The sequence below is a fragment of the uncultured Thermanaerothrix sp. genome (assembly GCF_938028735.1).
Classification (GTDB): domain Bacteria; phylum Chloroflexota; class Anaerolineae; order Anaerolineales; family Anaerolineaceae; genus Thermanaerothrix.
The window spans coordinates 39,117-64,744 of record NZ_CALIMF010000028.1 but is presented as its reverse complement, the minus strand read 5'-3'; the positions used below and the strand labels follow the sequence as shown (position 1 = coordinate 64,744).

Below are 25,628 nucleotides of genomic sequence, written 5' to 3'. Positions count from 1 at the left end.
GGTCGACCCGTTGCTCCAGGCGGGTGATCCGCTCATCGGTGCGCATCTGTGCCATCTCCAGGCGGGTCAGGCGCTCCTCGCTGCGCTTTTGCGCCTCGGTCAGTTCGGCGACGGCCATCTCCAGGCGGGTCAGGCGCTCCTCGCTGCGCTTTTGCGCCTCAGTCAGTTCGGCGACGGCCATCTCCAGGCGGGTCAGGCGCTCCTCGCTGCGCTTCTGCGCCTCAACCAATTCGGCGACAGTTTGCTCAATCCGTTGCATCAATTGGGGCATGTTGAGCAATTCTTCGCTCAACAGAAGACGGCGTAGTTCTTCCCGCCACTCCGGATGCTTGCGCAGCAGGTCCACCAGTTGGTGATAATCATTGACCTCGAAAACCATTGCCTGAGCCTCACTTTACTTGGCTATTATACCCCGGCGCAGCGCAAGGTGGAGCGCCGCACCAAGAGTTGCCCTTTGAGAATCACCTGGCGGTAAGGCAAATTGGGATCTTCGAGGCGCTCCAGGAGCATGCGCATGGCCATGCGGCCAATCTCGTAGGTGGGTTGGGCGATGACAGTCAGTGGAGGCTCGACCAAGGGGGTCCAGGTAGTTTCATCAAAACCGGCCAAGCCAATGGCTTCGGGGAGAGGCAGGCCGGCTTCGCGGATGGCCTTGAGCGCGCCGGCCAACAGCAAGCTATTGGTGGCTAGGATGGCATCTGGGCGGGGTGCGGCCTGGAGGAGAGCGCGGGTTGCTTCGTAGCCGGCCTGGATGTAGGGAGGGAGGAAACGCATCTGCAACGGCGCAAGCCCGTGCTCACGCAGGGCCTTTTCAAACCCGCGCTGGCGCTCGCGCCCAGTCACGCTCATCTCCCCGAACAGGCCGGCCAGGCGTGTATAGCCCTGTTCCAGGAGATGCTGGGTCAGGCGGTAGGCGGCCTCAAGGTTATCAATCAATACCATATCCACGTCACCCTCACGAACGGCGCGGTCAATGACCACGGTGGGAATGGTGAGCCCAAGGGCGGTAAAGTGCTCCGAGGCCTGGCGGGTGGGCGAAAAGATCAGGCCGGCCACATTGTGATCGCGCATGGACTGGAGGTAGAGCGTCTCTTTCTGGGGATTCTCATCGGTGTTGCCCAGAAAGAGGGTGAAGCCGTGCTCGTAAGCCAGATCTTCGACCGCACGGCTGACGTCGGTAAAGTAGGGGTTGCGGATATCAGAGACCAGCAGGCCGATGGTGTTAGTTTGTTGAGCGCGCAGACCGCGCGCTACCAGGTTGGGGCGATACCCCAAACGCTCCACGGCCTCCAACACGCGCTGGCGCACCTCGGGGCTGACGTAGGGCTTATTGGCCAGCACGCGCGAGACAGTGGCGGTGGAGACTCCCGCAGCCTGGGCAACATCTTTGATGCTGGTCATGGGTGTCTGGTCCTGAAATGGAGGTCAGCGTTGTGATCATTATAGCATGGGTTTAGCGAACGCTGGCGATGATTGTGAAAACGATTACTAAATTACAGGCAAATTTTAGCTCCATTAAGCGGGGATTTGAGCGTTTTTTGAGGGATTTTGGGCGAGGTATTGACAAATTTGCCAAAATGTCTATAATGTTATCTGTAAACGATTACAAAAAAACACTCCCGCCCGTTTTCCCCAGGAGGTTAATATGTTGCAGATCACCCCCGCCCAGGTGGCGCTTGGGGCACAGCCGGTGGATAAAGAGGCCGCTATCCGCGCAGTGGCGCAACTGCTGGTAGCGAGCGGCCACACCCAGCCCGCTTATGCTGAGAGCATGCTCAAACGCGAAGAGGTGGCCGATACCTATCTGGGCCAGGGGGTGGCCATCCCGCACGGCTTGCCTGAAGATCGTGATCTTGTCCTCAAAACGGGTATTGCTGTCTTGCAGGTGCCGGCGGGGGTGACCTGGCATCCAGAGGCCACTGCGCATCTGATCATCGGGATTGCGGCGCGCTCGGATGAGCACTTGGGGGTGCTGCGACGGCTGACTCGTCTGCTCCAGGAGGGTCAGCAGGTGCAGCGCCTAATCCAAACCCGCGACGTGGCTGAGATCATCCTTGCACTGACAGGCGAACCACCTGCCGAACCCGCCACCCCGCCCGCCCCGGATTTACCGGAGGGGGTGGAGGTTGTCCTGCGTAATAAGCACGGCCTACACGCCCGCCCGGCGACCGTCTTCGTGCGCCTGGCCAAGCAATTTCAGGCCAACGTCCGCGTGCGCCTGGGTGAACGGGTGGCGGATGGTAAAAGCCTGCTTTCGCTCTTGCAGTTGGGGGCCGATTGCGGCGCGACCCTGCACCTCTCTGCCGAAGGGCCGGATGCAGCGGTGGCTTTGCGCACCTTGCAGGCGGCCATCCAGGCCGGATTGGAAGATGAGGTACGGGAATGATGGACGTGGTGACCGTTACGCTTAACCCGGCCATTGACCAGACCCTGTACGTGGATCACTTTCAGGTCAATACGGTGAACCGCATGCGTAGCATGCACCTCGATCCCGGCGGGAAGGGCGTCAATGTGGCGTCTTACCTGGCGGATTACGGCCTGCGAGTGGCAGTGACCGGGTTTTTAGGGAGCGATAACGCTACCATTTTTGAGGAGTGGTTTGCGCGCAAGGGGATTCTCAACCGTTTTATCTACCTCCCCGGCCGCACGCGCACCAATATCAAGATTGTGGATGAACCGACGCAGCAAACGACGGAGATCAACATGCCGGGTCTGCCGCCTACGCCGCCAGCGTTTCAGCAGTTGCGCGGTACCCTGGAGGATCTAGCGCTGGAGTGCGATTGGTTCGTCCTCTCAGGCAATTTGCCCCCCGGCTTGCCCGCCACCACCTACGCCGAGTTGATCCGCCAGTTGAAGGCGCGTGGCAAACGGGTGATCCTAGATACCAGCCAGGAGGCCCTGCGCGAGGGGGTGTTGGCTGGACCGCACATTCTCAAGCCCAATTTGGAGGAATTCCAGCAGTTGAATGGGGCGCCCTTGCCCACCCTGGAGGCGATTGAGACCAAGGCACGAGCGTTGTTAAGCCATGGCGTGGAGATGGTTATCATCTCCATGGGCAAAGAGGGTGCGGTCTTTGTAGATGCAGCCCATACCTACCTGGTGCAACCCCCTGCCATTCCGATTACCAGCACGGTCGGCGCGGGCGATGCAATGGTAGCGGGGGTGCTGGCGGCGTGTCTGCAGGGTCTGCCGCTAGAGGACTGTGCCCGCCTGGCAACGGCCTTTGCCTTGGGGGCGCTTTCAACCGTGGGTGCCAACCTGCCGGAGCGCGCCGTTTTGGAGTCTTTTGTGAACCACGTGTCCGTGAGGGCCCTTCATTTGGACGCAGGTCTTACTTAATTCCACCCGTCTTTTAGAAAGGAGTAACAGGAGGATGGCAAGGATTGTAGCAGTCACGTCGTGTCCAACAGGGATCGCGCACACCTTCATGGCCGCCGAGGCCATTGAGCAGGGGGCGCGGGAACTCGGTCATACGGTCAAGGTGGAAACCCAGGGCTCGGTGGGAGCCGAAAACCCGCTGAGCCCGGAGGATATCCGCCAGGCCGATGTGGTCATCATCGCTGCCGATACCAAGGTAGATTTGGCGCGTTTCGTGGGCAAACGTGTTTACCAGACCTCGACCAATGCGGCGATCAACGATGGCAAAACCTTGGTGCAGCGCGCCCTTAGCGAGGCGGTGGTGCTGGCAGCAGCGGATAAAGCCGAAGCCTATGTGGCCGAGGTAGAGGCCGCCAAAGCCAAGCGTGCCGCTGAGCGCACCGGGGTGTACAAGCATCTGATGACCGGCGTTTCCTATATGATCCCCTTTGTGGTGGCGGGCGGTTTGCTCATTGCGATTGCCTTCGCCGCCCGCGGTATTTACGCCTTTGACCCGGCCAAGGACTTGCAGGGGAATCCCATCACCCCCACCCCGTGGACGACCTTCTGGGCCAATCTCTTTGCGGTGGGGGCGCAGGGCGGCTTTGGCCTGATGGTACCGATTTTGGCGGGGTTCATCGCCTTTTCCATCGCCGACCGCCCGGGCCTGGCACCGGGTATGATTGGTGGAGTGGTGGCCGGCTTAACCGGCTCGGGCTTCCTGGGCGGCATTGTGGCCGGATTCATCGCGGGTTACTTCACCCTGTGGCTGAACCAGGCGCTCAAACTGCCGCGTAATTTACAGGGGCTCAAGCCGGTGCTCATCCTGCCGTTGCTGGGTTCGCTGGTGGTCGGCATTCTGATGTTCTACGTGGTTGGCACGCCGGTCAAGGCGGCCCTGGATGCGCTGACGGCTTGGCTCAACAGCCTGCAAAGTGGCAGCAAGGCTGTGCTGGGGTTGATCCTGGGGGCTATGATGGCCTTTGATATGGGCGGGCCGGTGAATAAAGCCGCCTACACCTTCTCGGTGGGGCTGATCTCGGCCCACGTTTATCAGCCGATGGCAGCGGTCATGGCCGCGGGGATGACCCCGCCGCTGGGGCTGGCGCTGGCAACCTGGCTGTTCAAGAATCGTTTCACCTCGGATGAACGCGAGGCAGGTAAGGCCGCCGCGGTGCTGGGCATCTCGTTCATCACCGAAGGGGCCATTCCCTTTGCCGCGCGCGACCCCTTGCGCGTGATTCCTTCCATAATGGTGGGCTCCGCAGTGGCGGCGGCACTCTCGATGATCTTCGGGTGTGGGCTGCGCGTGCCGCATGGCGGGATCTTTGTGCTGCCCATCCCCAACGCCGTGGAAAACTTGGGGCTCTACGTGGTTGCCATCCTGGTCGGCACGGTGGTCACCACGGCCATGTTGTACGTGGTAAAGAAACCACTGAGCGAATAGTCCTTGGAACTCGCCTCAACCTGAGGATCTGCCGGCTGCCATCCGCCGCGGGGCAGCCGACAGATCTTTAAACAAGGCGCCTCACGGCCCGCGCTGGGCGGTGATGACCACCCAGTAAGAGCGGTAAGCCCAGTCTTTGTTGGGCACATTGGCATAGCCAATGCCGTAATCGGTTTGTGCGGCGTAAAAATCAGCCAATCCTAGCAGATGTTCCCGGTGACCCGAGGAATTCATCCAGTTGTCCCAAACGTGCTCGACTACAGTTCTCCAATCGGGGGCCGGGTTCACGGCATAATAGGCAATGGACTCAATGTTATTAGCCTTGGGCTCCTGTCCATACCAATCAGGTAAGGGGTAGCCGGCCTGCCGTACCAAAGCATTTGGGCCATACCCATCGGGGTTGACGTGGTCGAAGTAATTGCGCTGCCCCATATCCAGGGCCCGTTCGCGGGCAACGCGCTGCAGAATAGGATCGCAGCGGAGGCTAGGCCGCCTCTGGTCGGGGTCGTTGCTCAGGCGATCCAGGATGGCCTGCTCCTGCGCGGTGAGCGGCGCACACGGATCACGTGCAACCAGCGGTAAGTAAAGGGTATAGACACGCGTGGGCGCCTGGCCATGCGCTGGCGAGGGTTGCCCCAGCCAACCCAATCCCAGGCCCAGCCAGATCAGCAATCCTCCGATGAGAAAAAGGGGCTGTGTTATCCGGAAAAGGCGATGGTGACCCGCGCGCTTCAGCATGTGCGCATTTTATCACAGTTATTATAGAGATCAACGGTCCTCTATGGGGACTTAACGCTTTTGATAGGTCCATGCAAAAAGGCGTTTTCCGGTGAGCCTAGCCGGCGCCGTAGCACAGCCCCTTGCTTTACTTTTCCCAGGTGATGGGCCAAGCGTAGAGGGCCCCGGTGGTGGTCAGGGCCAGCAGGTGGTCACCCGAGGGGGTCCAGGCGATCCACAGTACATCGGCGCCCACCTCTAGGCGGGCCAGGCGTTCGCCGTTGCTCACCGCGAGGATCTCGATCTGGCGCCCCACGTGCGGGCGGTCGAGCGCAGGGCGCGCCAGCACCCCCCGCGCTGGCAGGTAGGCCTCATCCCCGCGCGTCGTCACCGCTGTGGGGGAGTGCGCACCGCTGGGCACGGCCCACAGCACCATGCGGGTATCGTTCTGCGCGGCGTGCGTCAATAACGTAGATGCGTCCACCCAACCGATCAGGTCCTGCTCCGACAGGTCTAATACTACGGCGCCTTTGATCAAATCTACCACCTGCACACCTAGCGCGGAAGCCTCAAAAGTCGGCATGACCTCCAGGGCTACCCAGTGCCCCTGCGGGCTGAAGGCGATCAGGGCGGGGTTGGTGTAGCCAGTGCGCACGGAGCGGCTTTCGGCCACTGCCTGCCAGGTACCATCTGCAGTGCGGCGCCAGACGCGCAGTGTTCCGAGGACCTCTTGCCCTTCCAAGCCGCTGGCTGCGGCCAGCGCCTGCCCGTCGGGGCTCCACAGCACACGGGTGATGACCTGATCGGGCGGGAAGCCCGCCAAGACAGTCTCTTCGACCCCTTCTGGCCAGCGCACCACGTGCAAGCGCGGCCCATTCCCGTACGCCAAGCGCGTCCCGTCGGGGGCAAAAGCTGCGCCTAACCGCCCGCGTTGCGCTCCCGGCAGGTTCATCACGGTGCGCTGAGTTGCGACCGCATAAACCAGGCTGATCGCATTGGTGGGATGGACCAGCAAGACGGTTTCCCCGTGTGGAGCGAGCACGGGGTGGCGGAGGGGCGCCTCGAAGCGCAAGGTGGGGGCGGTGCCTGTGGTTATCGCCCACAGCGCTGCCCCACCCGTCGTCAGATCGGCGGCCACGTAGCGCCCATCTGCCGAGATCGTCAGCGGCGGCAGGGGCCACTCCACCGGCCAGCGGTAGAGCACCTCCTCGGCGGCGCCGCGCCGGGCGTATGGCCAGCGGGTAAAGCGGCCATCGGCGTAGAAAAGCCAGAGTGTGCCGTCATCGGCGGGGTCAAAAGTCAGCGCCAGCGGTTCGTGCTCCCCGACCGGCAGGCTGGCGAGCAGGCGGCGGGTGCTCACCTCCCACACGCGGGTCGCTGGCGGCTCGGTGGGGGGTGCGCCGGCGTCAAGCCCCAGTGAACCCAGCGCCGCCAAGCGGGTGCCGCGGGGGTTGTAAACTAGGCGCTGGGTGGGCGCGGGAAAGGGTGGTGGGGAAAAGGGGACCACGGCCCCCTCGAAGCGCCCCAGAAACGCGCCGCTACGCCCATCTAGCAGGGTCACGCCTTGGGCATCGCCCACGGCCAGGGCGCGCCCACTGGGCGTCCAGGCAAGGGCATAGGGGGGCAGGCAGGTTGAGTTGGTCTGCAGGGTCAGGCGGGGCTCACCGGTAAGGATTTGCAGGAAGCGCGAGCAGGGTGGGGTGAGGGCGGCCAGGAGCACGGCTTGTCCGTCCGGCGTCCACAGCGGTTGAGGGAGAGTGGTGGCGGGTATGCGCGAATTGGGCACGGTGGTGAGTTTGCCGCTCGGGATCTCTAGCAGGGAGAGCGGATCGCCGCGTTCCGGCCCGATGCATTGCAGGGCCAGGTGCGTCCCCTGGGGCGACCAGGCCAGTCCGCAGGCATAGGCGCTCGGCGCGGTGACGGGGAAAAGGCGCACTTCACCGCTGGTCAAGCCAAGCACCGCTACCTGACCATCGGCTAGCGCGGCGGCCACCTGCTCGCCTGCCGGGGAGATGGCCAGCGCGAGCAGGGGCGCGGGTAGGGCGTGGTAAAAGCGCTCACGCAGTTCCAGCCCCCGATCGGTGGGGTGGATCTCCAGCCACGTCAGGCCGTGCGCCCAGCCCAGGATGAGGCCGCGTCCCGCGGGGAGGAAAGCGGCGGCCAGCAGCCCACCCCGCCCCACGTAGGAAGGTTGGCCCACGCTGAACGCTGGCGCCACGGGCAGGGCTGGCGGCGCGGCAACGGTGGGCGTAGGAGCGAAGGAGGGAGTGGGGGTGACAGGCGGGAGCGAAGGGGTAGGAGGCGGGGGTGAGGGCCCTGCACAGGCCGCGAGTAACACTATTAACACTCCCCCTAGACCAAACCACACGGAGTGGACAGGTTGCTTTCGCATGGCCGGCTCAACTAGGAAGCCCGAAAACCCAAACGCGTCGGGCGTTTCGTGACGCCAATGGTTGGCAAGTGGTTGCGCTTGTATAATTATAACATGGTTTCCTTAATCACGCCAGTTTTGTTTGTGAATTGGATGGCTGCCCGCAAGGCGGTTGCCCTTAGGGCGATAGTTGCGGCGATGGCCTGCTGGGCTGTCACCAAAGGGCCACCCTAACTGCCCCGCCGTGATCTTCGGGTAGTGGGGCCGGAGATACAAGGGGGCGCGGAATATCGAACCAGGGCGCAGAAGCCTCGCGTTCTCCGGGCTCTTCCATAATACAATTACCCGGAAAACTACGCCGCCGCTCGTTTGATCACGGGGAACATTTGAAGGGGCGACAAGAGGATATCTTTACATGCGCACAATATCAAAGAGGCTTAATCTCTAATAGTGGGCTTCAAAATGAAGGCTCCAAGGACTTGCAAGAAGGTGGTTTTATGGGGGGTATCCCTGGCAGGGATTATTGCGTTTTCTTGGGGGGTGAGCAATTACATTCCGCGAGGAGAAGATTGGTACACCGTTTTTCGCCCGGCCACCTTGGCGTTGCTGGCGGGGAAATCACCCTACACCATTCCGGGCTTTTTCAATCCGCCCTGGGCACTCCTGCCTTTGATTCCATTTGCCTTACTTCCGGAAAATGTGGGGCGGACGCTACTCCTCATAGTGGGTCTAACGGCGTTTGCTTACATTGGCCATCGGCTGGGGGGTAGCAAATGGGCTGTTATCGCGGTGTTGTTGTCGCCTCCTTTGCTCCAGGGCATGCTCAACAGCAATATTGATTGGTTGGCGCTGCTGGGAGTGGTTTTGCCACCGCCAATTGGCTTGTTTTTTGCCACGATAAAACCCCAAGTTGGCCTGGGGATTGTAGTTTTCTGGCTTGTCGAAGCATGGCGTAGCGGCGGGTGGAAGGAAACTCTCCGTCTGTTTGGGCCTGTCACCCTTGCTGGCGTGCTCTCCTTGGTTGTTTATGGATGGTGGCCCTTCCGTGCGACTGAAATCACTGGGGCGTGGTGGAATGCCTCGCTATGGCCGATGTCCTTGCCCATTGGACTAGCGCTGTTAGTTGCTGCGCTTCGGAAGCGGCATTTGGGCTATGCCTTAAGTGCTTCACCTTGTTTTGCGCCCTATCTGGCGTTCCACACATGGGTGGTGGCAATCTTTGGCCTCATTCGCTCCACGCCTGCAACCATTGCTGTTGTGGTAGGGCTGTGGTTGCTGGTTGTCATAGGGGCGTTGGTATAGCAGAAGGCAAGCGGTGGTTTGAAAGGCGAGATTCGTGCGCACCGCGGTGGGTCGCTGATGGGCGTACTGCAAGCACTTGTGTTGGGGAAAGGGTGTATCTAACGGAGAAGGGGGCCAAAATCATGCCCGCATGGGCTGGCTGAGTGCAACGCTACTCCCCATAAAGGGGTTTTAATCCATTGGATGTCTGCGGAGCATTTGGGTCCTGATACTTTAGGTGGAGGTGAGCCATGCGTACTCTTCCGCGCGCCGTCGGTCTGGGTTTGATGGTGTGGGCCTTGCTCAGCCTGGCGTGTGGCCTGCTGCCGCGCCTGGGGCTTGAGGCACCCCCTACCCTTCCCCCTACCCCCTCCGCTGACCTGCACAGCACGCTGAGCGTCCTCCAAACCCAAATCACTCAGTTGCAAGCGACCTCTCGACCCGAGATGGCGACCTTACCCCCCTCATCCCGTGCGGTGGAAACCTCGTTGCCACCCGTGACTGGGCAAGCGGTGGCGCTGGGGCCACTGCGCCTGGACGTGCCGGCCGAACTGGCACTGCAGGTGGATGTGGAAACTGTGCCTGCTGTCAGCGCGGCAGAGGCTTTTGACCCCTGGGAAGTGGCACCGGCGCACTGGCGAGCGCGTTTGTGGGGTTACCCGATCATTGAGCATTTTTATGAACCCTGGATTTGGGTCTATCCGGCGCACGATTATATGCAAATGAATGCCGAAGCCGAGCGCACGATCCAAACCCTGGAGGTGTTCCTAAACCAACCTCTGCAGCTCAACTCGCCTGAGGACCTGCCGCACCCCGTGTTTGCAAGTATGGCGGCACGGGTGTTTGCTGCCCATGTGCAGCGCCTCGATTTCAGCGTCGGGAGCGGTATCCGGGTGATCACTTATTATGCTGAGGACATTACCCCCATTGAAAATAGCGCGCTGCTCTACGAATTCCAAGGGCTCAGTGCGGATGGCGCCTGGTATATCGTGGCTACCCTGCCCCTGAACCACCCTGGCCTGCCTGCCGCGGACGTGGGTGTGCCGGATCTCAACGACCCCAATGCCGATTGGAGCAGATACTACGCGGCGGTGACGGCTTTCCTGGAGCGCCAACCCGCGATCTCGTTCACCCCGCCTTTAGCCTCCCTGGATGCGACGTTCCGCACGCTGCGGGTCATGCGCTAGGCCGCTTGGCCGGCCTTCGCCGAGATGGCCGGGTGCGCCGCTCTGGGCCACCGCCGAATCCGCTCCATCGGCCACTCTGCAGTGGGAAGGAAAGGTGGCCCCCTGGAGGCAGCAGTGGTTAACTATGATAAGATCCGCTGGCTGACCAATCAGCCCGACGGGGACCCAACCCCGCCCTGTGTGCCCCGCTTGACCCCCCCAGTGGCGTGGGATCTTCTCCCTCCTGAATTGACCATGTGGCGCCTGACTCTGGCATGGACCGAGGTACAGCGTCGCTCCCTGGACATCTCCACGGCACAATGTGCATCCACTTGCCCCGCCGTTCAAGGCCGGGGAAGTGTGGGCAGGAAAGAGCCTCCCTCCGAACGCTTGGAGCGGTCGGTGCAGGGTTAGAACAGTCTAATTGGTTCAACCTTAAAAAATTCTCGCAGCGACTTGGCAGGGCCTCTTTTTTCAGTGTGCTATAAATTACTTAGGGGGGCGACATATCTTAAAGTGACCGCGTTTATAGGGCAGCGATGACCCGTGCAGGTGTATATGGCCGCTTGGCCAGGGGGAAGGGCGCTGGCGCAACCTGTGCGGCGAGCGAGTAGCGAAACCGGCCTTAAGGAGGGCCGGTTTATTGTTTTTTCGACAGGGCGTAATGTTGTGGAAGCGGCCCTTTTCGAGCAGGGAGGCCAAAAGGAGGAGATTATCGAACGGATAGGAACGGTGGGCGAGTGTGCAAACGTATTCACCATTCTCACTTGAGGCTAAGTTCATAGGGAAGGAGGAAAAAATTCATGAATCTAAAACGAATTCTCCATTTGGCAGTAACCCTGGCAGTGTTCACTGCATTGGCGCTGAGTAGCGTGGTCTGGGCAGATAATGTTGTGAATACATTAGACAATACCATAGACAACCCAAAAGAAGAGATTGAGGTGAGGGCAGGTGGGCCCGTTGAGGTGGGGTTTAGGATCATTGCGACAAAAGACCAGGGTGAATCTTCGGCGATTTGCAATGTGGATGATGGTCACCCTGCGACGCTGTCATTTGTGGGTTTACCTTCTGGCATAACCGCAGGCATGACCACGTTTACTGCGTGTGGGGTCGAAAAGAAAATTACGTTCACGATTCCATCCAGTGTAGCGCAGGGTACCTATAATGTGAATACCTCCAACTTCAACATGAGCGGTGGAAAATCTGGCGCATCATGGGACTTTGGATACGCCCAATTCCAGATTAAGGTCCTACCGCCTAGCGACACTACCCCGCCGGTGATCACCCCTATCATTAGCGGAACCTTGGGTAACAACGGCTGGTACATTAGCGATGTGACAGTCTCGTGGACGGTGACCGACAGCGAATCTGCCATTACCAGTAAGTCAGGGTGCGATGAAACTACGATTAACGATGATACAGCAGGCGTCACCCTCACCTGCACAGCGACCAGCGCGGGGGGAGCTGCTCAGGCTTCTGTCATTATTAAGCGCGACGCCACCCCGCCGAGCATCACCGCCGCATTGGATAAATCCGCTGCCAGCACGGGGTGGTACAACAGCGATACCGGGGCGCCAACAGTTTCCTTCACCTGCTCGGATGCTATGTCGGGGCTGGTTGGGGATTGTCCTGGTTCCTACACCTTTGGTGAAGGGGCAAATCAATCCTACTCCCAGACCATTTATGACAACGCTGGCAATTCGGCCACAGCGGAGGTGAGCGGTATCAATGTAGATCTCACCCCGCCGAGCATCACGTGGAACGGCGGCCCCGCGGATGGGGAATCTTACTACTTTGGCTTTGTACCCCCTGCGTCCACCTGTACCGCCGAAGATGGTCTCTCCGGGCTGACCGAGGCGGGTTGCACCCTATCCGGCTACAGCACGGCTGTGGGCACCCACACCCTCACCGCCACCGCGACCGACAAGGCTGGCAACACCACGGAGAAAACCCGTACCTATACTGTGCTGGCATGGACGCTCAAAGGCTTCTACCAGCCGGTGGATATGAACGGGGTGTATAACGTGGCGAAAGGTGGCTCAACCGTCCCGCTCAAGTTCGAGATCTTCGCGGGGCCAACCGAATTGACCGACACCGCGTTTGTCAGATCCTTGACCTATGCTCAAACGGCCTGCGCCGCAGATGCGCTTACCGATGAGATCGAAACCGTGGCAACCGGTGGTACCAGCCTGCGCTACGACTGGATGACGGGTCAGTTTATCTTCAACTGGAAGACGCCCACCACCCCCGGCAAGTGTTACCGCGTCACGATGACCACGATGGACGGCTCGTTCCTACAGGCTTTCTTTAAGATTAAGTAACCCAGTCACGGGTTCCCCTGAAGCGGCCTGCACTGCCCCGCGCAGTGCAGGCTGTTTGATTCGCTGGGCGCAGCTCATTCCCCCAGGTCGAAGGTTGCCTCCAATACCTCTAGGGTAGCCAGGGAGGCGCTCGGGCGGGTAAAAAGCAAGTGCACCGTCACCGCCTGTCCTACGGGTAGGTCGGCTGGCAAAGCGGGGTGACTGCTTTGCAAGGCCAGCACCTGTCCGTTGGCATCGCGCAGGGTGATTGCGGGGGGGGCAAGTCTGGCGGTGGTGGGCCCGTAATTGAGAATCTCCACGGTAATTTCCAGACCCGCTGCGGAAGGGGTCACTTCCAGTAGGGAGATCTCAGCCTGAAAGGCGGGGGGCGCGGTTTCGGTGGAGATGACCACCAGCGTTTCCTCTGGCCCCAGCGTTGGCAAGGAGGTGGGAAGGGTCGGGGGAGTCGTTGGAGCATGGATTGGGGGAAGGAACGCCGCGCGCACCAGCCAGCCGCCCTCTCCGGCATAGCTTTCGCCCACCCACAGCGTCAGACCGTGCGACGTGGCTAACTCCGCCCCCGGCGTAGCGCCGGTGGGCTGGCTGGTCTCAATCCAGTAGGTCACCAGGGTGCAGTCGGCGCGTACTAAGCTCAGCCCCTGTCCCGGGGTGGTTGCCGCCAGGACGACACGGTTCTCCGTCCGCGGTGGTAGTACAATGACCCCGCCTCCCTCGCCGTCCGGTGGGGCCAGCACATAAGCCACTGCGGCAAGATCGGGCAAGGTGGTCACCCCAGCACTCTGCGCCGGCCAGGGGCGCAACGCAAAAGTCTGGGTCCCGAGCACGAGGCGGTCTTCGCCACAGGGTAGGGGGGACGGGCTGGGTGACGCGCGGGCACAGCCGCTGACCACCAGTGTCAGCCATCCCAGCAGCGCCAGATGCCTAAGAAAAATGCGTCGCGCCTTCATAGCGGATCACCTCCCTGCATCACACTTCAAGTTATTTTCAGTATAGCATAGTAAGTACTCTGGCAAAATCTCCCGTGCTTGGGCTTGCCAGGTCACTAAAGCAGATTAAAATGAATTATTAGAAGGCTTTCCCGAAACGGCAAACCCATCGCGAGGTGGGGGCGCAAAGTCATGGACCTGCGCGCACGCGCAGGCCGCCAGACTGCCGAAGGCATCCCTCGGCAGTCGTGTTTTTTCATTCCCCAAAAGGAGGTTTGGTGATGAGACACACATTGCTTTATTTCGTTCTGATCCTGGCGCTAGCGCTGAGCAGTCTGGCTACCCTGGGTGCTGCACCCCCCGCGCCTAAAAACGACCCGATGATCGGGATCAACGTCCTGCTCAACACGGAGGTCACCCCGGCGGTACTGGCCGACCTAGGGCAGTACGGCAAGGTGCGCGATGTGATCACCGAGATCAAGGCGGTGACGCTGCAGACCCGTGCCAGCCGATTGGAGACCCTCCGTAGCCTGCCCTATGTCGCCGCGGCCAACCCGGATGCCGAGCGGCAGGGCGCCCCGGTGGATACGGTGCTGGTTGAGGACTTCGCCAACGGCTTGAGCACTTGGGACCTGGATGCCATCAATGTGACCGATTTTGGCTTCAATAATCGCCAGGTGGGCTATGACGGCGATGGCGTGTACGTGGCCGTGCTGGATACCGGGCTGCTGGATTCGTGGCGGCAGTACTTCCCCCAGGAGCGCATTGCCACCGAGTACGCCATTTCCTTCGGCGGGGGCGGGGGCGAGATGGGGTTCGTGTCCACCCAGCCCAACAAGTGGGAACACGACCAGAATTCACATGGCACCCACGTGACCTCGACCATCATTGGTTACAGCCTGCGTGGTGTGTCGGTCAACGGTGTGGCCCCCAAGGCCAAGATCATCCCGGTCAAGGTGCTTAACCAGAACGGCTCCGGCTGGTCCTCGGTGGTGGCGCGCGGTATCGTCTATGTGGCCGATCTCAAGGCCGGCCCACTCAAGAATCACCCGGTGGTGATCAACATGTCGCTGGGCGGCCCGGTGCTGGATGCGGTGGAAAAGGCCGCAATTGACTATGCTGTTGCGCAGGGCGTGATCCTGGTCGCCTCGGCGGGCAATAGCGGCGCCGCCGGCATGGGCTATCCCGGCGCTTATGCACCGGTGATCTCGGTGGCGGCTTCCGGCTGGGTGGGCGAATGGTACCCCGTGGGCAACCGCGCCTGGTGGTATAACCGCGATGTCCCCGACCCAACCGATGCACAGGACTACTACATCACCGATTTCTCCAGCCGTGCCCTGCCCGGGCAGGACCTGGATGTGGCCGCCCCTGGCTCGTGGGTGGTGGGGCCGTATCAACTCCAGAGTGGCAAGACCTCCTACTACTTCCTCGGCGGCACCAGCATGGCCAGCCCGCACGTGGCCGGCATTGTGGCGCTGATGGCGCAAAAATATCCCAGTCTTACCCCGGCGCAGGCCGAGAGCATCCTAGAGCGTTCAGCGACCTATCTCGCCCCCGGCTGCCGCACCATCTACACCCCTTATGGGTATAGCGAGCAGGTTTGCTGGGGCAGTGACGCCACCGGCGCCGGCCTGGCCACCGCGGACGCGGCCCTGAGCACTACGCCGTAAGTCCCCATTACCCGATGCTGGCACCACTGACCCGCCGAGGATCAGCCCGGCGGGTCAGTGCAGTTAACTTACAAAACGCCAATGCTTTGTTAATAAAATTCTTGCAATCTTGGGGTATGGTATAGGACGAAGCACTTATGCCTAAAATCATCTTGGAACGAAAGGAGAGATAACCGATGGGAAAGGTTATAGGTATTGATTTAGGGACCACCAACAGTGTGGTCGCTGTGATGGAGGGAGGCGAGCCGGTGGTCATCACCACGGCAGAAGGATCGCGCTTGTGCCCTTCGGTGGTAGCGTTCACCAAGACGGGCGAGCGCCTAGTCGGCATTCCGGCCAAGCGCCAGGCCATCATTAACCCTGAAAACACCGTCTATTCCATCAAACGCTTCATGGGCCGCCGCTTTGAAGAGGTGGAGCAGGAGCGCAAGATGGTGCCCTATCAGGTCGTGCGTGGCCCGGCCGGCGACGCGCGGGTGCGCATCCCGGTGACCGGACGCGAATATACGCCGCAGGAGATCTCGGCGATGATCCTGGCCAAACTCAAGGCCGATGCCGAAGCCTACCTAGGTGAGTCGGTGACCCAGGCGGTCATCACTGTGCCGGCTTACTTCAACGATAGCCAGCGCCAGGCGACTAAAGATGCCGGTAAGATCGCCGGCCTGGAAGTCCTGCGCATCATTAACGAGCCCACCGCTGCCGCGCTGGCCTATGGCTTGGACAAAAAGAAGAATGAGAAAATCCTGGTCTGGGACCTGGGAGGTGGGACGTTCGACGTCTCGATCCTGGAGGTTGGTGAGGGCGTGTTTGAGGTCAAATCCACCAGCGGCGATACGCACCTGGGCGGCGATGACTGGGACCAGCGCATCGTTAACTGGGCCGTCGAGGAGTTCATGAAGGAGCACGGGATTGACCTGCGCCAGGATCGCCAGGCGTTGCAACGCCTGCGCGAGGCGGCGGAGAAGGCCAAGATCGAACTCTCCAGCATGATGGAGACAGAGATCAACCTGCCCTTCATCACCGCAGATGCCAGCGGGCCCAAGCACCTGCAACTGCGCCTGACGCGCGCCCGCTTCGAGCAGATGACCAAAGACCTGCTCGAACGCTGCATCCCGCCGTTTGAGAACGCACTGCGCGATGCCAACCTGCGCCCGGACCAGTTGGATGAGGTCATCCTGGTGGGTGGCGCTACCCGCATGCCGATGGTGCAGGACCTGGTGCGCCGCCTGACCGGCAAGGAACCCAATAAGAGCGTCAACCCGGACGAGGTGGTGGCAATCGGCGCCGCCATTCAGGCTGGCGTGCTCTCCGGTCAGGTCAAGGACATCCTGCTGCTGGACGTGACGCCGCTTTCGTTAGGTGTGGAAACGTTGGGTGGCGTGATGACGGTGATCATCGAGCGCAATACCACCATCCCGGTACGCCGCTCGCAGATCTTCTCCACGGCGGAGGATAACCAGACCGCAGTGGACATCCACGTCCTGCAGGGTGAGCGTCCAATGGCGGCGGATAACATCAGCCTGGGCCGCTTCCGCCTGGATGGCATCCCGCCTGCGCCGCGTGGCGTGCCGCAGATTGAGGTGACCTTCGACATTGACGCTAACGGCATCCTTAACGTCTCGGCCCGCGATAAAGCCACCGGGCGTGAGCAGAAGGTGACCATCACGGCTACCACTAACCTCTCCAAAGAAGAAATCAACCGTCTGATTGAAGAGGCGCGCAAGCACGAGGCCGAAGACCGCCGCCGCCGTGAGCTGGCCGAGGCGCGCAATATTGCCGATAACGCCATCTATCAGGTTGAGAAGACCTTGCGCGAGCGTGGTGAGAGCCTGCCCGCCGATCTGCGCCGCGAGGCCGAGGAGCGCGTCAATGAACTGCGCCAGGCGATGAACGGTGACGATATCCAGCGCATCCGTAACTTGACCGAGCAGGTCAATGCGGTTTACGGGCGGCTGCTACAGGTAGCGCCGCAAGCGGCGAGCAGTGGCGATGGTCAGGCGCGGCAGACCTCCCCAGAAGGGGATGTGGTTGAAGGCGAATTCCGCGAGGCCTAAGCCTCCATTTCTCCCCCACAGCGACCCCCACCGCCCTTTCCGCGAGGGCGGTGGGCTGCTTTAAGGGGCGAGCGTGCGCGGCATGGGGGGAGAGCCTTAGGTCAAGAGCAGCATGGGAAGCAGGCCACGGGCACATGGGCCGGGCTTATTACCCGGCGTGCACCAGGGTACCGCGAATTTCACCCAATAGCGAGAGGCGCAGGGCCTCCGGGTCCCACAGGTTGAGCACTAGGATGGGCAGTTTGTTCTCCATGCACAGGCTGATGGCGGTGCTGTCCATCACTTCTAGGCGGCGGTTGAGCGTTTCGATGTAGGTGAGGCGGTCGAACTTGACCGCGTTGGGGTTGCGTTTGGGGTCGCTATCGTAAACTCCATCCACTTTGGTGGCTTTGATCAGCACATCGGCGTTGATTTCCATGGCGCGCAGGGCAGCAGCGGTATCAGTGGAGAAATAGGGGTTGCCGGTGCCCCCGCCGAAGATGACCACGCGCCCCTTTTCCAGGTGGCGGATGGCGCGGCGGCGGATGTACGGCTCGGCCACGGCATGCATCTCGATGGCCGATTGCACGCGCACGACCACCCCCAGGCGCTCGAGGGCATCCATCAGGGCCAGCGCGTTCATCACCGTGGCCAGCATGCCCATGTAGTCAGCGGTAGCGCGGTCCATGCCGGCTTCCAGGCCAACGCGCCCCCGCCACAGGTTGCCCGCGCCGATGACAATGGCTACGTCCACGCCCATTTCGCGCACCTCGCGGATGCGTTGGGCAATATCATCGGCGGCTTTGGGGTCAATGCCATATTCCTGCGGTCCAGCCAGGGCCTCGCCGCTTAGTTTAAGGAGAATACGGCGGTACTTGAGTTCACTCATCCTTCAGACACCTCCACAGGTTAGAGAAAGAGGCCAACCCTTACCGGTTGGCCTCTTTCGCATGGCGGGTTACGCCGTTTCGGTCGTTTCTCCCAGCGCCCAACGGACAAAGCGCCGGATGACAATGTTTTCGCCCAAGGCTACGCGTACATCATTGAGCAAGTCCTGAATGGTCAGGCTCTCATCGCGGATGTAGCGCTGGCGCAGCAGCACAGTCTCGTCCTTGAACTTGGTCAGCGCGCCTTCGACAATACGGGGGATGATGTGCTCGGGTTTGCCTTCTTCGCGCGCCTTGGCGGCGGCAATCTGGGCCTCGTGATCGAGCACTTCCTGGGGGATATCTTCCTCACGGATATAGAGTGGGGCGCTGGCGGCAATTTGGAGTGCCAGTTCGTGGGCAAAATGGCGGAATTTCTCGCTCTTGCCAACGAAGTCGGTCTCGCAATTAACTTCTACCATTACGCCCACGCGCCCGTTGCCGTGGGAGTATAGTTCGATCACGCCCTCCGAGGCTTTGCGGTCGGCGCGCTTGGCGGCAGAAGCCAGCCCCTTCTCGCGCAGGATGTCCACCGCTTTCTTGAAGTCACCCTCGGCCTGCTCCAAAGCCTTGCGGCAATCCAGGATACCGGCGTTGGTCGCCTCGCGGAGTTGCTTAATCATGTCGGTGGTAATGGTTGCCATACGTTGTTGTCCTCTCAGCCAAAAATTTACGCTTAATGACCGGGTTTCGAATCAGGCCTCTTCTTCGTCCTCAATCTCTTCAATCTCTTCGAGTTCTTCTTCAAGTTCCTCATCCTCGACGAGTTTGCGGGCGGGTCGGCTCAGTTTGGCCAGGGTTGCGTCGCCCAGCAATTCTTCATCGGCAATCTCTTCCTCCTCCAGCACCGAGTAGCGTGCGGCAGGAGTGGGCAGGACTTCAAATGGCGTTTCTTCCTCGATGATTTCTTCCTTGCGCAGGGCTTTGCCCTCGAGCACAGCATCGGCGATCTTGCCCACCAGCAGTTTGATGGCGCGGATGGCATCGTCGTTGGAGGGGATGACGTAGTCCACGCCGCGCGGATCGCAGTTGGTATCCACCAGTGCGATCACCGGGATGTTCTTAAGATTGGCCTCATGCACGGCGGTGGCTTCACGGCAGACATCCACTACAAAGAGCAGGTCGGGCAGGCGCTTCATCGTACGCAGACCGCTGAGGCGCTTTTCCAAGCGGGCGATTTCGCGCTCGATGAGCAGACGTTCCTTTTTGGTGCGAGCCTGCAACTCGCCGCTATCACGCATCTTCTCCAGGCGATCCAGTTCAAGGATGCGCTGATAGATGGTGATCCAGTTGGTCAGCGTGCCGCCCAGCCAGCGCTCAGTGACATAGGGCATCCCGCAGCGCTGTGCCTCTTCGCGGATGGTGTCCTGGGCTTGGCGCTTGGTACCGACGAAGAGGACGATGCCGCCCCTCGCCACGGTATCCACGACGACCTTGTAGGCCTCGTTGAGCGCCTTGACCGTTTGTTGCAGGTCAATGATGTGGATGCCGTTGCGCTCGGTGAAGATGTACGGGCGCATTGCCGGGTGCCACTTGTTGGTGCGGTGGCCAAAGTGCACACCGCTTTCGAGGAGGGCTTTCATGGAAATGACGTTAGCCATTACAAAAACTCCTTTCGTTTGGCGTTATACCTCCGCGGCTTCTTCCCGCCCCTCCACCCCAGTGGGGCACGCCAAGGACGGTCTGACCGCGTGAGAGATGGTGGCTATCCTGGACGGATAGCCGTCCAAGTATAACATAAATTTTTGTGAATCGTCCAGTTTCGGAAACGGGGTGTCCTTGAGATCTGCCCCTGACTGCCGGTGGGCGCAGGATGCTCCGGCCTAAGCGGTCGAGCACTTGGCGATAACGATAGTCATTCAGCAACATACCCGATCGGACGCCCCCACATCGAGGACGGGTGGGCGCATTCTTGCACAATCCTCCGGGAGGCGGCGCTTTCCCGGAGGCGCGACCCGCGAAAATCGTTACCCCGGTTGCAGACCGCAACGAACCACCCACCCTACCGCGAGGGCGAGCAGGACAATGGTCAGGGCGAGGATGGGGAGCGTCATCGTCATTGAGGGCCGGAACATCCAGATTGAGCCGTTCATGACCGTGTGGAAAAGCATGGTTGCCAGGACGCTGCCGTGGGTCTGCAGGTATACCCAGGTCATCAGAATCGAGGTCAGGACGATTTCGATCCCCACGAGCAGGAAGAGCAGCGGATCCTGGGTCATGAACTTGCCTGGGATGAACACCAAGGGCAAGTGCCATAGCCACCACCAGATACCCAGGATCACGCTGGCCCGCACAGCGGAGTGTCTCTCCAGAAGCCGCGGTAAGGCGAACCCGCGCCAGCCCGGTTCTTCTTGCAACGGGCCGGCCGTAAAGAAAATGACCAGAAAGCCGATCAGCGCATAGGGGGGATTCGAGAGGACGGAAGATTCTAGCGGGGTAATCCCCAGAAGGACAGTGCCCAAAACTCCCCCGCCAAAAATTAACATGGGCAACAGGAGCACAACCAGCCACCCTCTGGCCCTAAAGCGCAAGTGCAGGCTTTGCCGCAACCACGCTCCGAGCCCTCTCCAACCTGTAGCGGCCAGGGTGAGTGCAAGGGCAGCAATGAGCGGGCCGAAGGCGGCCGGGTTGAACGGGTTGGTCAGAAATTGCCCCAGCCAGGCCGGGAGGAGCATTCCTCGTGCTGCTAATGCCTCCGGCCACCAAAAGGCCCGTGAGATAGCATAGGTTAGAAAGAAAAAGGACACCAGTGCTTTAGTACGAGATATGATCATTCTCACCCCACAAGGGAATCGATTCACCAGGGAAGCGGGGATGAGCAGGCGAGGAAAAATCCAAACAACCCGGCGATTAGCCATTCTTTCACCAGTTAGGTTTATTTTAGCCCCAACGGTCTGAACTTCCTTTTGAGGCAAGGGGTGAAAATTGCCTCTTGACTTTGCTTTTTAAATCCGCTATAGTATTTGGTGCAAACGTTTGCGCAATCCTTTGCGCAATCCTTTGCGGAGCCCTGTGCTATGCCCACCATTCGCGAAGTAGCCGCGCGTGCCGGCGTCTCCCCGACCACTGTTTCCCACGTCATCAACAACACCCGCTTCGTCTCGCCCGAAGCGCGTGAGCGCGTGTTGCAGGCCATGGAGGAACTGGGTTACCGTCCCAACATCCTGGCGCGCTCGCTGCGCCGGGGCGAAACGCGCACCCTGGGCCTGATCCTGCCCGACAGTGCCAACCCCTTCTTTGCCGAGATCGCCCGTGCCATCGAGGATGCGGCGTTCCGCGAGGGTTACAATGTCATCCTCGGCAACAGCGAAAACGAATTGGAAAAAGAACGCCTGTACGTGGATGTGCTGGTCACCAAGCAGGTGGATGGGCTGATTTTTGTGGCCGCGGGTGACCGTAGCCAATCCCTGGAGGACCTGGTGCGCCGCGAGGTGCCGGTGGTGGTCGTGGACCGGCAACTGATCTCGCCGGAGGTGGATACGGTGCTGGCCGATAACCTGCAAGGCGGTCTGCTGGCCACCCGCCACCTAATCCGCCTGGGGCACCGGCGCTTGGGGTGCATCACCGGACCCTCTCACCTCACCCCCAGCGCGCAGCGCGTGATTGGCTATCGGCAGGCGCTGGCCGAAGCCGGCCTACCGTTGGATGAGAACCTGATCGTGCGGGGCGATTTCTCCCCCCGTTCCGGTTACCTGGCGACGCGGCGGCTCTTCACCCTTGCCGACCCCCCAACAGCGATTTTTGCCTGTAATGACATGATGGCCATCGGCGCCTTGCGCGCCCTGGCCGAACTGGGGCGACGTGTTCCAGAGGAGGTGGCGGTGGTCGGGTTCGACGATATTGAATTGGCCTCCTACACCACTCCGCCCCTGACCACGGTGCGCCAAGATAAGGTGGCGCTGGGACGGGCGGCGGTGCAGTTGCTGCTCGAACGCATTGCCGACCGTCGCTTACCGGCGCGTCGGCAGGTCATTCCAACTACCCTGATCGAACGGGAGACGACGCGGAGGAGCGCATGAGTGGAACGGTTGTGATTGTGGGCAGTTTGAACATGGACCTGGTGGTGCGGGCACCGCGTCACCCCCAACCCGGCGAAACCATCATTGGCAGTGGCTTTCAGACCTTCCCGGGGGGCAAGGGGGCCAACCAGGCCGTGGCTGTGGCGCGCCTCGGGGGCAAGGTGCGCATGATCGGTCGAGTAGGCCAGGATGCGTTTGGTGAGGCCCTCCTGGCTACGGTGGCGCGGGATGGGGTAGATACCACTTTCATCCGCCGTGATCCTGAAGCCCCAACCGGCGTGGCGCTCATCACCCTGGATGCGGCGGGGCAGAACACCATTGTGGTGGCCTCAGGGGCCAATTGGCGCGTCTCGGCGCAGGACGTACGCGACGCTGAGGCTGCCTTTGCGGGGGCGGATGTCCTGCTAATGCAACTGGAATGCCCGCTGGACGCGGTGGAGGCGGCAACCGACCTGGCGCACCGCTATGGCCTGCGTGTGGTGCTCAATCCGGCCCCGGCGCGGGCGCTACCAGCAGACCTACTGGCGCGCGTGGACTACTTGCTGCCCAATCAACCCGAACTGATGCTGTTGGCCGGCGGAGAGAGCGACCGCGAGGCCGCCATCCGCGCGGTGCAGGCGCTGGGCGCGCGCAACCTGGTGGTCACGCTCGGTGAAGAGGGGGCGCTACTGGCGCTGAATGATCAGCGCGAGCACTTGCCCGCTTACAAGGTGACTGTAGTAGATACCGTGGCCGCCGGCGATGCGTTTGCGGGCGCGTTTGCTCTGGCCCTTGCTGAGGGAAAATCGGTGCGCGAAGCCGCTATCTGGGGCAACGCCGCGGGTGCAATTGCCGTCACCCGTCCGGGGGCGCAACCCTCCATGCCCCGGCGAGACGAACTCTTGCAATTCCTTGCCGAAAGGGGGCAGGTATGAAGAAAACACCTTTGCTGAATGTGGCGCTATCCGAGTTGATCGCTAGCCTAGGCCACGGCGATATGCTGGTCATTGGGGATGCCGGGCTGCCCATTCCGGCGGAAACCTACCGCATTGATCTGGCGCTGACGCGCGGTGTGCCGGGTTTTCTTGAAACCGTGCGCACGGTCCTCAGCGAGATGCAGGTGGAACGTGTCATTGTGGCCGAGGAAACGGCCCGCGTCAGCCCGCAGGTGCTGCAGGAATTGCAGGCCCTGCTACCCGGCGTGCCTTTTGAGCAGGTTAGTCATGAGCAATTGAAAGATTTGTGCACCCGGGCGCGGGCGGTCGTGCGGACGGGGGAATTTACCCCCTACGCTAATGTCATCCTGGTCGCAGGCGTGGTGTTCTGAACCGAGGCGCGGAGCGAGGTATGACGTCATCTCAGCCGGTTGCCCTTCCGATGGATCGCCGTGCGTTTGTGCAGCGCTTTGGCCTGGCCTTCTCGTTCCTGCTCTTGATGCTGGCGCTGACGCTGCTCTCGGACCGCTTTCTCACCGCTGCCAACCTCATTAACATCCTGCGTCAGGCCACCATCAACGGCATTGTCAGCGTGGGGATGACCATGGTCATCCTGACGGGTGGAATTGACCTCTCGGTGGGCTCGGTGCTAGCGCTGGCGGTCACGGTGGGGGCCTCGCTGATGAAACAGGGGCAACCCGTGGGACTGGCGGTCGTAGCCGCGCTGGGCTTGGGGGCGCTTCTGGGGATGATCAACGGGCTGATGATCACGAAAGCGCGCATCCCGCCCTTCATCGCTACGCTGGGCATGCTGACGGTAGCGCGTGGGTTGACCTTGATGTACACTCAGGGGCAACCGATCACCGGTCTGCCGGCCTCTTTCCGCTGGATCGGCACCGGAGTCGTTGGGGGGATTCCGGTACCTATCCTGCTGACCGCGCTGGTTTTCCTGGCAGGGTGGGTCTTCCTCAGCCGCACGCGTTACGGCGCTTACATTTACCTGTTGGGCGATAACCCCACCGCGGCACGGCTAGCAGGGGTGCCTACGGAACGCATCACTGTGCTGGTCTATGCCATTTCGGGGTTTTGCGCAGCGCTGGCTGGTCTGATTCTGGTGGCGCGCCTGGATTCGGCCCAGCCCATCATCGGCCAGGGTTACGAGTTCAACGCCATTGCAGCGGTCGTGGTCGGTGGGACGAGTTTTGCCGGCGGTGAGGGGGGCCTGGGCGGGACCCTGCTGGGGGCGTTGTTGATTGAAACCCTCAACAACGGCCTCAACCTGCTCAACGTTTCGCCCCTGTGGGAGCAGGTGGTCAAGGGGGTGGTAATTGCTCTGGCGCTTTTGCTCTATAAGGCTTTTAGCCCGCCCTCACGATGAGGGGGGCCTGGAAAGGAGGTTGGTGAAGCGAGAAGCAGATGTGTCCTATACGTATGGATAACAAGATGTCGCTAGTTCGGTGGTTTATCCTAAATCCTGAAACTTAAGGAGGAGAACGATGAAACGACTAACCTGGTTGCTCAATCTGTTGGTTCTGGCAGCGCTGGTGCTAGCTGCCTGCGCGCCGGCTACCCCGGCGGCAACCCCCACGGCGGCGCCGAGCGGTGAGATCACGTTGGGGTTGGTACTCTCGACGCTGAACAACCCGTTCTTTGTGACGCTACGAGATGGGGCGCAGAAGGCCGCGGATGCTGCGGGGGTGAAGTTGATCGTGGTGGATGCGCAGGACGACTCGGCGAAGATGACGGCGGGGATTGAGGATCTGATCAACAAGAAGGTCTCCGCGTTGCTGATCAACCCGACCGACTCGGATGCGGTGGTGCCGGCGATCCAGAAGGCGAATGCGGCGGGGATTCCGGTGTTCACGGTTGACCGTGGGGCGAATGGTGGTGAGGTCGTGAGCCACATTGCCTCGGACAACGTAGCTGGTGGACGGATGGCGGCGGAATTCCTGTGCAAGGCGATTGGTGGCAAAGGCAACGTTGTGGAGTTGCAAGGGATTGCCGGGACATCGGCGGCGCGCGATCGTGGGCAGGGGTTCAATGAATACATGAGCCAGAACTGCAAGGAAGCGAAGATTGTAGCGCAGCAGACGGCGGACTTCAACCGTGACAAAGGGCTGAAGGTATTTGAGAACATCCTGCAGGCGCAGCCGGAGATAGCGGGGGTATTTGCCCACAACGATGAGATGGTGTTAGGCGCCATCCAGGCGGCCGAGGCAGCGGGGCGCACGGGGATCGTCTTTGTGGGCTTCGATGCGATAGACGATGCCGTGCAGGCGGTGAAGGAAGGCAAGTTGGCGGCGACGGTGGCGCAACAGCCTGCGCTGATGGGGCAACTGGCGGTTGAAACGGCCGTCAAGTACCTCAAGGGCCAGAAGGTTGAGGCCTACATCCCCGTCCCGCTCTCGCTGGTGACCAAGGAGACTGTGAAATAACTACCGTTTCGGAGGGTTTGGGGGTGGGACTTCCCACTTCCCAGA

At 61.0% G+C, this 25,628-nt stretch carries 22 protein-coding genes, 1 pseudogene and 1 riboswitch; of the genes and pseudogenes, 14 read left to right on the top strand and 9 right to left on the bottom strand.

From position 1 onward, the window contains the following. Nucleotides 1–379: pseudogene (locus Q0721_RS11415) on the bottom strand (hypothetical protein); the annotation flags it as partial. A 26-nt stretch (nt 380–405) separates the two neighbouring features. Next, nucleotides 406–1,401: a LacI family DNA-binding transcriptional regulator gene (locus tag Q0721_RS11410; RefSeq protein WP_299029990.1), complete on the bottom strand. Its 996-nt coding sequence runs from the start codon at nt 1,399–1,401 to the stop codon at nt 406–408. Between the two features lie 244 nt (nt 1,402–1,645). Here Q0721_RS11410 and Q0721_RS11405 point away from each other — a divergent pair, with 244 nt between their 5' ends. The 3 genes from Q0721_RS11405 to Q0721_RS11395 are packed head-to-tail and all read left to right on the top strand — an operon-like array spanning nt 1,646 to nt 4,804. Then, nucleotides 1,646–2,386 (top strand): HPr family phosphocarrier protein, encoded by a 741-nt coding sequence (locus tag Q0721_RS11405; RefSeq protein WP_299029987.1) that lies wholly within the window; start codon nt 1,646–1,648, stop codon nt 2,384–2,386. Continuing rightward, the gene (gene pfkB / locus Q0721_RS11400; RefSeq protein ID WP_299029985.1) at nt 2,383–3,339 is read left to right on the top strand and encodes a 1-phosphofructokinase; all 957 of its coding nucleotides are present in this window, start codon (nt 2,383–2,385) and stop codon (nt 3,337–3,339) included. The genes Q0721_RS11405 and pfkB overlap by 4 nt, the downstream gene beginning before the upstream one ends. 34 nt (nt 3,340–3,373) lie before the next feature. After that, complete coding sequence (locus Q0721_RS11395) at nt 3,374–4,804, top strand: fructose-specific PTS transporter subunit EIIC (protein WP_299029982.1); 1,431 nt, start codon at nt 3,374–3,376, stop codon at nt 4,802–4,804. A gap of 81 nt (nt 4,805–4,885) precedes the next feature. On the opposite strand, the gene Q0721_RS11390 is transcribed toward Q0721_RS11395, so the two are convergent. Both Q0721_RS11390 and Q0721_RS11385 read right to left on the bottom strand, forming a co-directional pair. Continuing rightward, the gene (locus tag Q0721_RS11390; RefSeq protein ID WP_299029979.1) at nt 4,886–5,542 is read right to left on the bottom strand and encodes a CAP domain-containing protein; all 657 of its coding nucleotides are present in this window, start codon (nt 5,540–5,542) and stop codon (nt 4,886–4,888) included. Between the two features lie 127 nt (nt 5,543–5,669). Beyond that, complete coding sequence (locus Q0721_RS11385; protein WP_299029976.1) at nt 5,670–7,913, bottom strand: hypothetical protein; 2,244 nt, start codon at nt 7,911–7,913, stop codon at nt 5,670–5,672. Between the two features lie 441 nt (nt 7,914–8,354). Between Q0721_RS11385 and Q0721_RS11380 the strand changes: the two genes are divergently transcribed. The 4 genes from Q0721_RS11380 (at nt 8,355) to Q0721_RS11365 (ending at nt 12,660) form a co-directional block, all read left to right on the top strand. Continuing rightward, a complete protein-coding gene (locus tag Q0721_RS11380) occupies nt 8,355–9,194 on the top strand; it encodes a hypothetical protein (RefSeq protein ID WP_299029973.1) in 840 nt (279 codons plus the stop codon). Nucleotides 9,195–9,424: 230 nt separating this feature from the next. After that, nucleotides 9,425–10,360, top strand: coding sequence for a hypothetical protein (locus Q0721_RS11375; protein ID WP_299029970.1), 936 nt, complete (start codon nt 9,425–9,427; stop codon nt 10,358–10,360). Nucleotides 10,361–10,474: 114 nt separating this feature from the next. After that, nucleotides 10,475–10,753: a hypothetical protein gene (locus Q0721_RS11370; RefSeq protein WP_299029967.1), complete on the top strand. Its 279-nt coding sequence runs from the start codon at nt 10,475–10,477 to the stop codon at nt 10,751–10,753. A 389-nt stretch (nt 10,754–11,142) separates the two neighbouring features. Continuing rightward, nucleotides 11,143–12,660 (top strand): PxKF domain-containing protein, encoded by a 1,518-nt coding sequence (locus Q0721_RS11365; protein WP_299029964.1) that lies wholly within the window; start codon nt 11,143–11,145, stop codon nt 12,658–12,660. A gap of 74 nt (nt 12,661–12,734) precedes the next feature. Here Q0721_RS11365 and Q0721_RS11360 read toward each other — a convergent pair whose 3' ends face one another. Next, nucleotides 12,735–13,607: a hypothetical protein gene (locus Q0721_RS11360; RefSeq protein WP_299029961.1), complete on the bottom strand. Its 873-nt coding sequence runs from the start codon at nt 13,605–13,607 to the stop codon at nt 12,735–12,737. 128 nt (nt 13,608–13,735) lie between these two features. Then, nucleotides 13,736–13,817: riboswitch (cyclic di-GMP riboswitch) on the top strand. A gap of 50 nt (nt 13,818–13,867) precedes the next feature. On the opposite strand from Q0721_RS11360, the gene Q0721_RS11355 reads away from it, so the two are divergent. Next, nucleotides 13,868–15,256, top strand: a complete 1,389-nt coding sequence (locus Q0721_RS11355) for a S8 family serine peptidase (RefSeq protein WP_299029958.1) — start codon at nt 13,868–13,870, stop codon at nt 15,254–15,256. Nucleotides 15,257–15,432: 176 nt separating this feature from the next. After that, nucleotides 15,433–17,310 carry a molecular chaperone DnaK gene (gene dnaK, locus Q0721_RS11350; protein ID WP_299029955.1) on the top strand — a complete coding sequence of 626 codons (1,878 nt, stop codon included), beginning with the start codon at nt 15,433–15,435 and terminating at the stop codon, nt 17,308–17,310. A 148-nt stretch (nt 17,311–17,458) separates the two neighbouring features. Here the strand turns inward: dnaK and pyrH are convergent, their stop codons facing one another. The 4 genes from pyrH to Q0721_RS11330 all read right to left on the bottom strand — a co-directional run bounded on the left by pyrH (nt 17,459) and on the right by Q0721_RS11330 (nt 20,989). Further along, nucleotides 17,459–18,178, bottom strand: a complete 720-nt coding sequence (gene pyrH, locus Q0721_RS11345; protein ID WP_054521430.1) for a UMP kinase — start codon at nt 18,176–18,178, stop codon at nt 17,459–17,461. A gap of 69 nt (nt 18,179–18,247) precedes the next feature. Beyond that, complete coding sequence (tsf, locus tag Q0721_RS11340; RefSeq protein WP_299029945.1) at nt 18,248–18,859, bottom strand: translation elongation factor Ts; 612 nt, start codon at nt 18,857–18,859, stop codon at nt 18,248–18,250. A gap of 51 nt (nt 18,860–18,910) precedes the next feature. Beyond that, a complete protein-coding gene (rpsB, locus tag Q0721_RS11335) occupies nt 18,911–19,816 on the bottom strand; it encodes a 30S ribosomal protein S2 (RefSeq protein ID WP_299029943.1) in 906 nt (301 codons plus the stop codon). Nucleotides 19,817–20,182: 366 nt separating this feature from the next. Beyond that, nucleotides 20,183–20,989, bottom strand: coding sequence for a CPBP family intramembrane glutamic endopeptidase (locus tag Q0721_RS11330; protein ID WP_299029942.1), 807 nt, complete (start codon nt 20,987–20,989; stop codon nt 20,183–20,185). A gap of 243 nt (nt 20,990–21,232) precedes the next feature. On the opposite strand from Q0721_RS11330, the gene Q0721_RS11325 reads away from it, so the two are divergent. The 5 genes from Q0721_RS11325 to rbsB all read left to right on the top strand — a co-directional run bounded on the left by Q0721_RS11325 (nt 21,233) and on the right by rbsB (nt 25,583). Continuing rightward, on the top strand, nt 21,233–22,234 hold the full coding sequence (locus Q0721_RS11325; protein ID WP_299029940.1) for a LacI family DNA-binding transcriptional regulator: 1,002 nt from the start codon (nt 21,233–21,235) through the stop codon (nt 22,232–22,234). Continuing rightward, nucleotides 22,231–23,148: a ribokinase gene (gene rbsK / locus Q0721_RS11320; RefSeq protein WP_299029938.1), complete on the top strand. Its 918-nt coding sequence runs from the start codon at nt 22,231–22,233 to the stop codon at nt 23,146–23,148. The genes Q0721_RS11325 and rbsK overlap by 4 nt, the downstream gene beginning before the upstream one ends. Continuing rightward, nucleotides 23,145–23,540: a D-ribose pyranase gene (rbsD, locus tag Q0721_RS11315; RefSeq protein ID WP_299029936.1), complete on the top strand. Its 396-nt coding sequence runs from the start codon at nt 23,145–23,147 to the stop codon at nt 23,538–23,540. Before rbsK ends, rbsD begins: the two co-directional genes overlap by 4 nt. Nucleotides 23,541–23,560: 20 nt before the next feature. Beyond that, entirely contained in the window at nt 23,561–24,526 is a 966-nt protein-coding gene (rbsC, locus tag Q0721_RS11310) for a ribose ABC transporter permease (protein WP_299029934.1), read from the top strand. 118 nt (nt 24,527–24,644) lie between these two features. Then, nucleotides 24,645–25,583 carry a ribose ABC transporter substrate-binding protein RbsB gene (gene rbsB, locus Q0721_RS11305; protein ID WP_299029931.1) on the top strand — a complete coding sequence of 313 codons (939 nt, stop codon included), beginning with the start codon at nt 24,645–24,647 and terminating at the stop codon, nt 25,581–25,583. Nucleotides 25,584–25,628 lie beyond the last annotated feature (45 nt).

Bases quoted from the DNA above. Each gene is read 5' to 3' on its own strand.
- Q0721_RS11410 (WP_299029990.1), bottom strand. From the start codon at position 1,401: ATGACCAGCATCAAAGATGTTGCCCAGGCTGCGGGAGTCTCCACCGCC.
- Q0721_RS11405 (WP_299029987.1), top strand. From the start codon at position 1,646: ATGTTGCAGATCACCCCCGCCCAGGTGGCGCTTGGGGCACAGCCGGTG.
- pfkB (WP_299029985.1), top strand. From the start codon at position 2,383: ATGATGGACGTGGTGACCGTTACGCTTAACCCGGCCATTGACCAGACC.
- Q0721_RS11395 (WP_299029982.1), top strand. From the start codon at position 3,374: ATGGCAAGGATTGTAGCAGTCACGTCGTGTCCAACAGGGATCGCGCAC.
- Q0721_RS11390 (WP_299029979.1), bottom strand. From the start codon at position 5,542: ATGCTGAAGCGCGCGGGTCACCATCGCCTTTTCCGGATAACACAGCCC.
- Q0721_RS11385 (WP_299029976.1), bottom strand. From the start codon at position 7,913: ATGCGAAAGCAACCTGTCCACTCCGTGTGGTTTGGTCTAGGGGGAGTG.
- Q0721_RS11380 (WP_299029973.1), top strand. From the start codon at position 8,355: ATGAAGGCTCCAAGGACTTGCAAGAAGGTGGTTTTATGGGGGGTATCC.
- Q0721_RS11375 (WP_299029970.1), top strand. From the start codon at position 9,425: ATGCGTACTCTTCCGCGCGCCGTCGGTCTGGGTTTGATGGTGTGGGCC.
- Q0721_RS11365 (WP_299029964.1), top strand. From the start codon at position 11,143: ATGAATCTAAAACGAATTCTCCATTTGGCAGTAACCCTGGCAGTGTTC.
- Q0721_RS11360 (WP_299029961.1), bottom strand. From the start codon at position 13,607: ATGAAGGCGCGACGCATTTTTCTTAGGCATCTGGCGCTGCTGGGATGG.
- Q0721_RS11355 (WP_299029958.1), top strand. From the start codon at position 13,868: ATGAGACACACATTGCTTTATTTCGTTCTGATCCTGGCGCTAGCGCTG.
- dnaK (WP_299029955.1), top strand. From the start codon at position 15,433: ATGGGAAAGGTTATAGGTATTGATTTAGGGACCACCAACAGTGTGGTC.
- pyrH (WP_054521430.1), bottom strand. From the start codon at position 18,178: ATGAGTGAACTCAAGTACCGCCGTATTCTCCTTAAACTAAGCGGCGAG.
- tsf (WP_299029945.1), bottom strand. From the start codon at position 18,859: ATGGCAACCATTACCACCGACATGATTAAGCAACTCCGCGAGGCGACC.
- rpsB (WP_299029943.1), bottom strand. From the start codon at position 19,816: ATGGCTAACGTCATTTCCATGAAAGCCCTCCTCGAAAGCGGTGTGCAC.
- Q0721_RS11330 (WP_299029942.1), bottom strand. From the start codon at position 20,989: ATGATCATATCTCGTACTAAAGCACTGGTGTCCTTTTTCTTTCTAACC.
- Q0721_RS11325 (WP_299029940.1), top strand. From the start codon at position 21,233: ATGCCCACCATTCGCGAAGTAGCCGCGCGTGCCGGCGTCTCCCCGACC.
- rbsK (WP_299029938.1), top strand. From the start codon at position 22,231: ATGAGTGGAACGGTTGTGATTGTGGGCAGTTTGAACATGGACCTGGTG.
- rbsD (WP_299029936.1), top strand. From the start codon at position 23,145: ATGAAGAAAACACCTTTGCTGAATGTGGCGCTATCCGAGTTGATCGCT.
- rbsC (WP_299029934.1), top strand. From the start codon at position 23,561: ATGACGTCATCTCAGCCGGTTGCCCTTCCGATGGATCGCCGTGCGTTT.
- rbsB (WP_299029931.1), top strand. From the start codon at position 24,645: ATGAAACGACTAACCTGGTTGCTCAATCTGTTGGTTCTGGCAGCGCTG.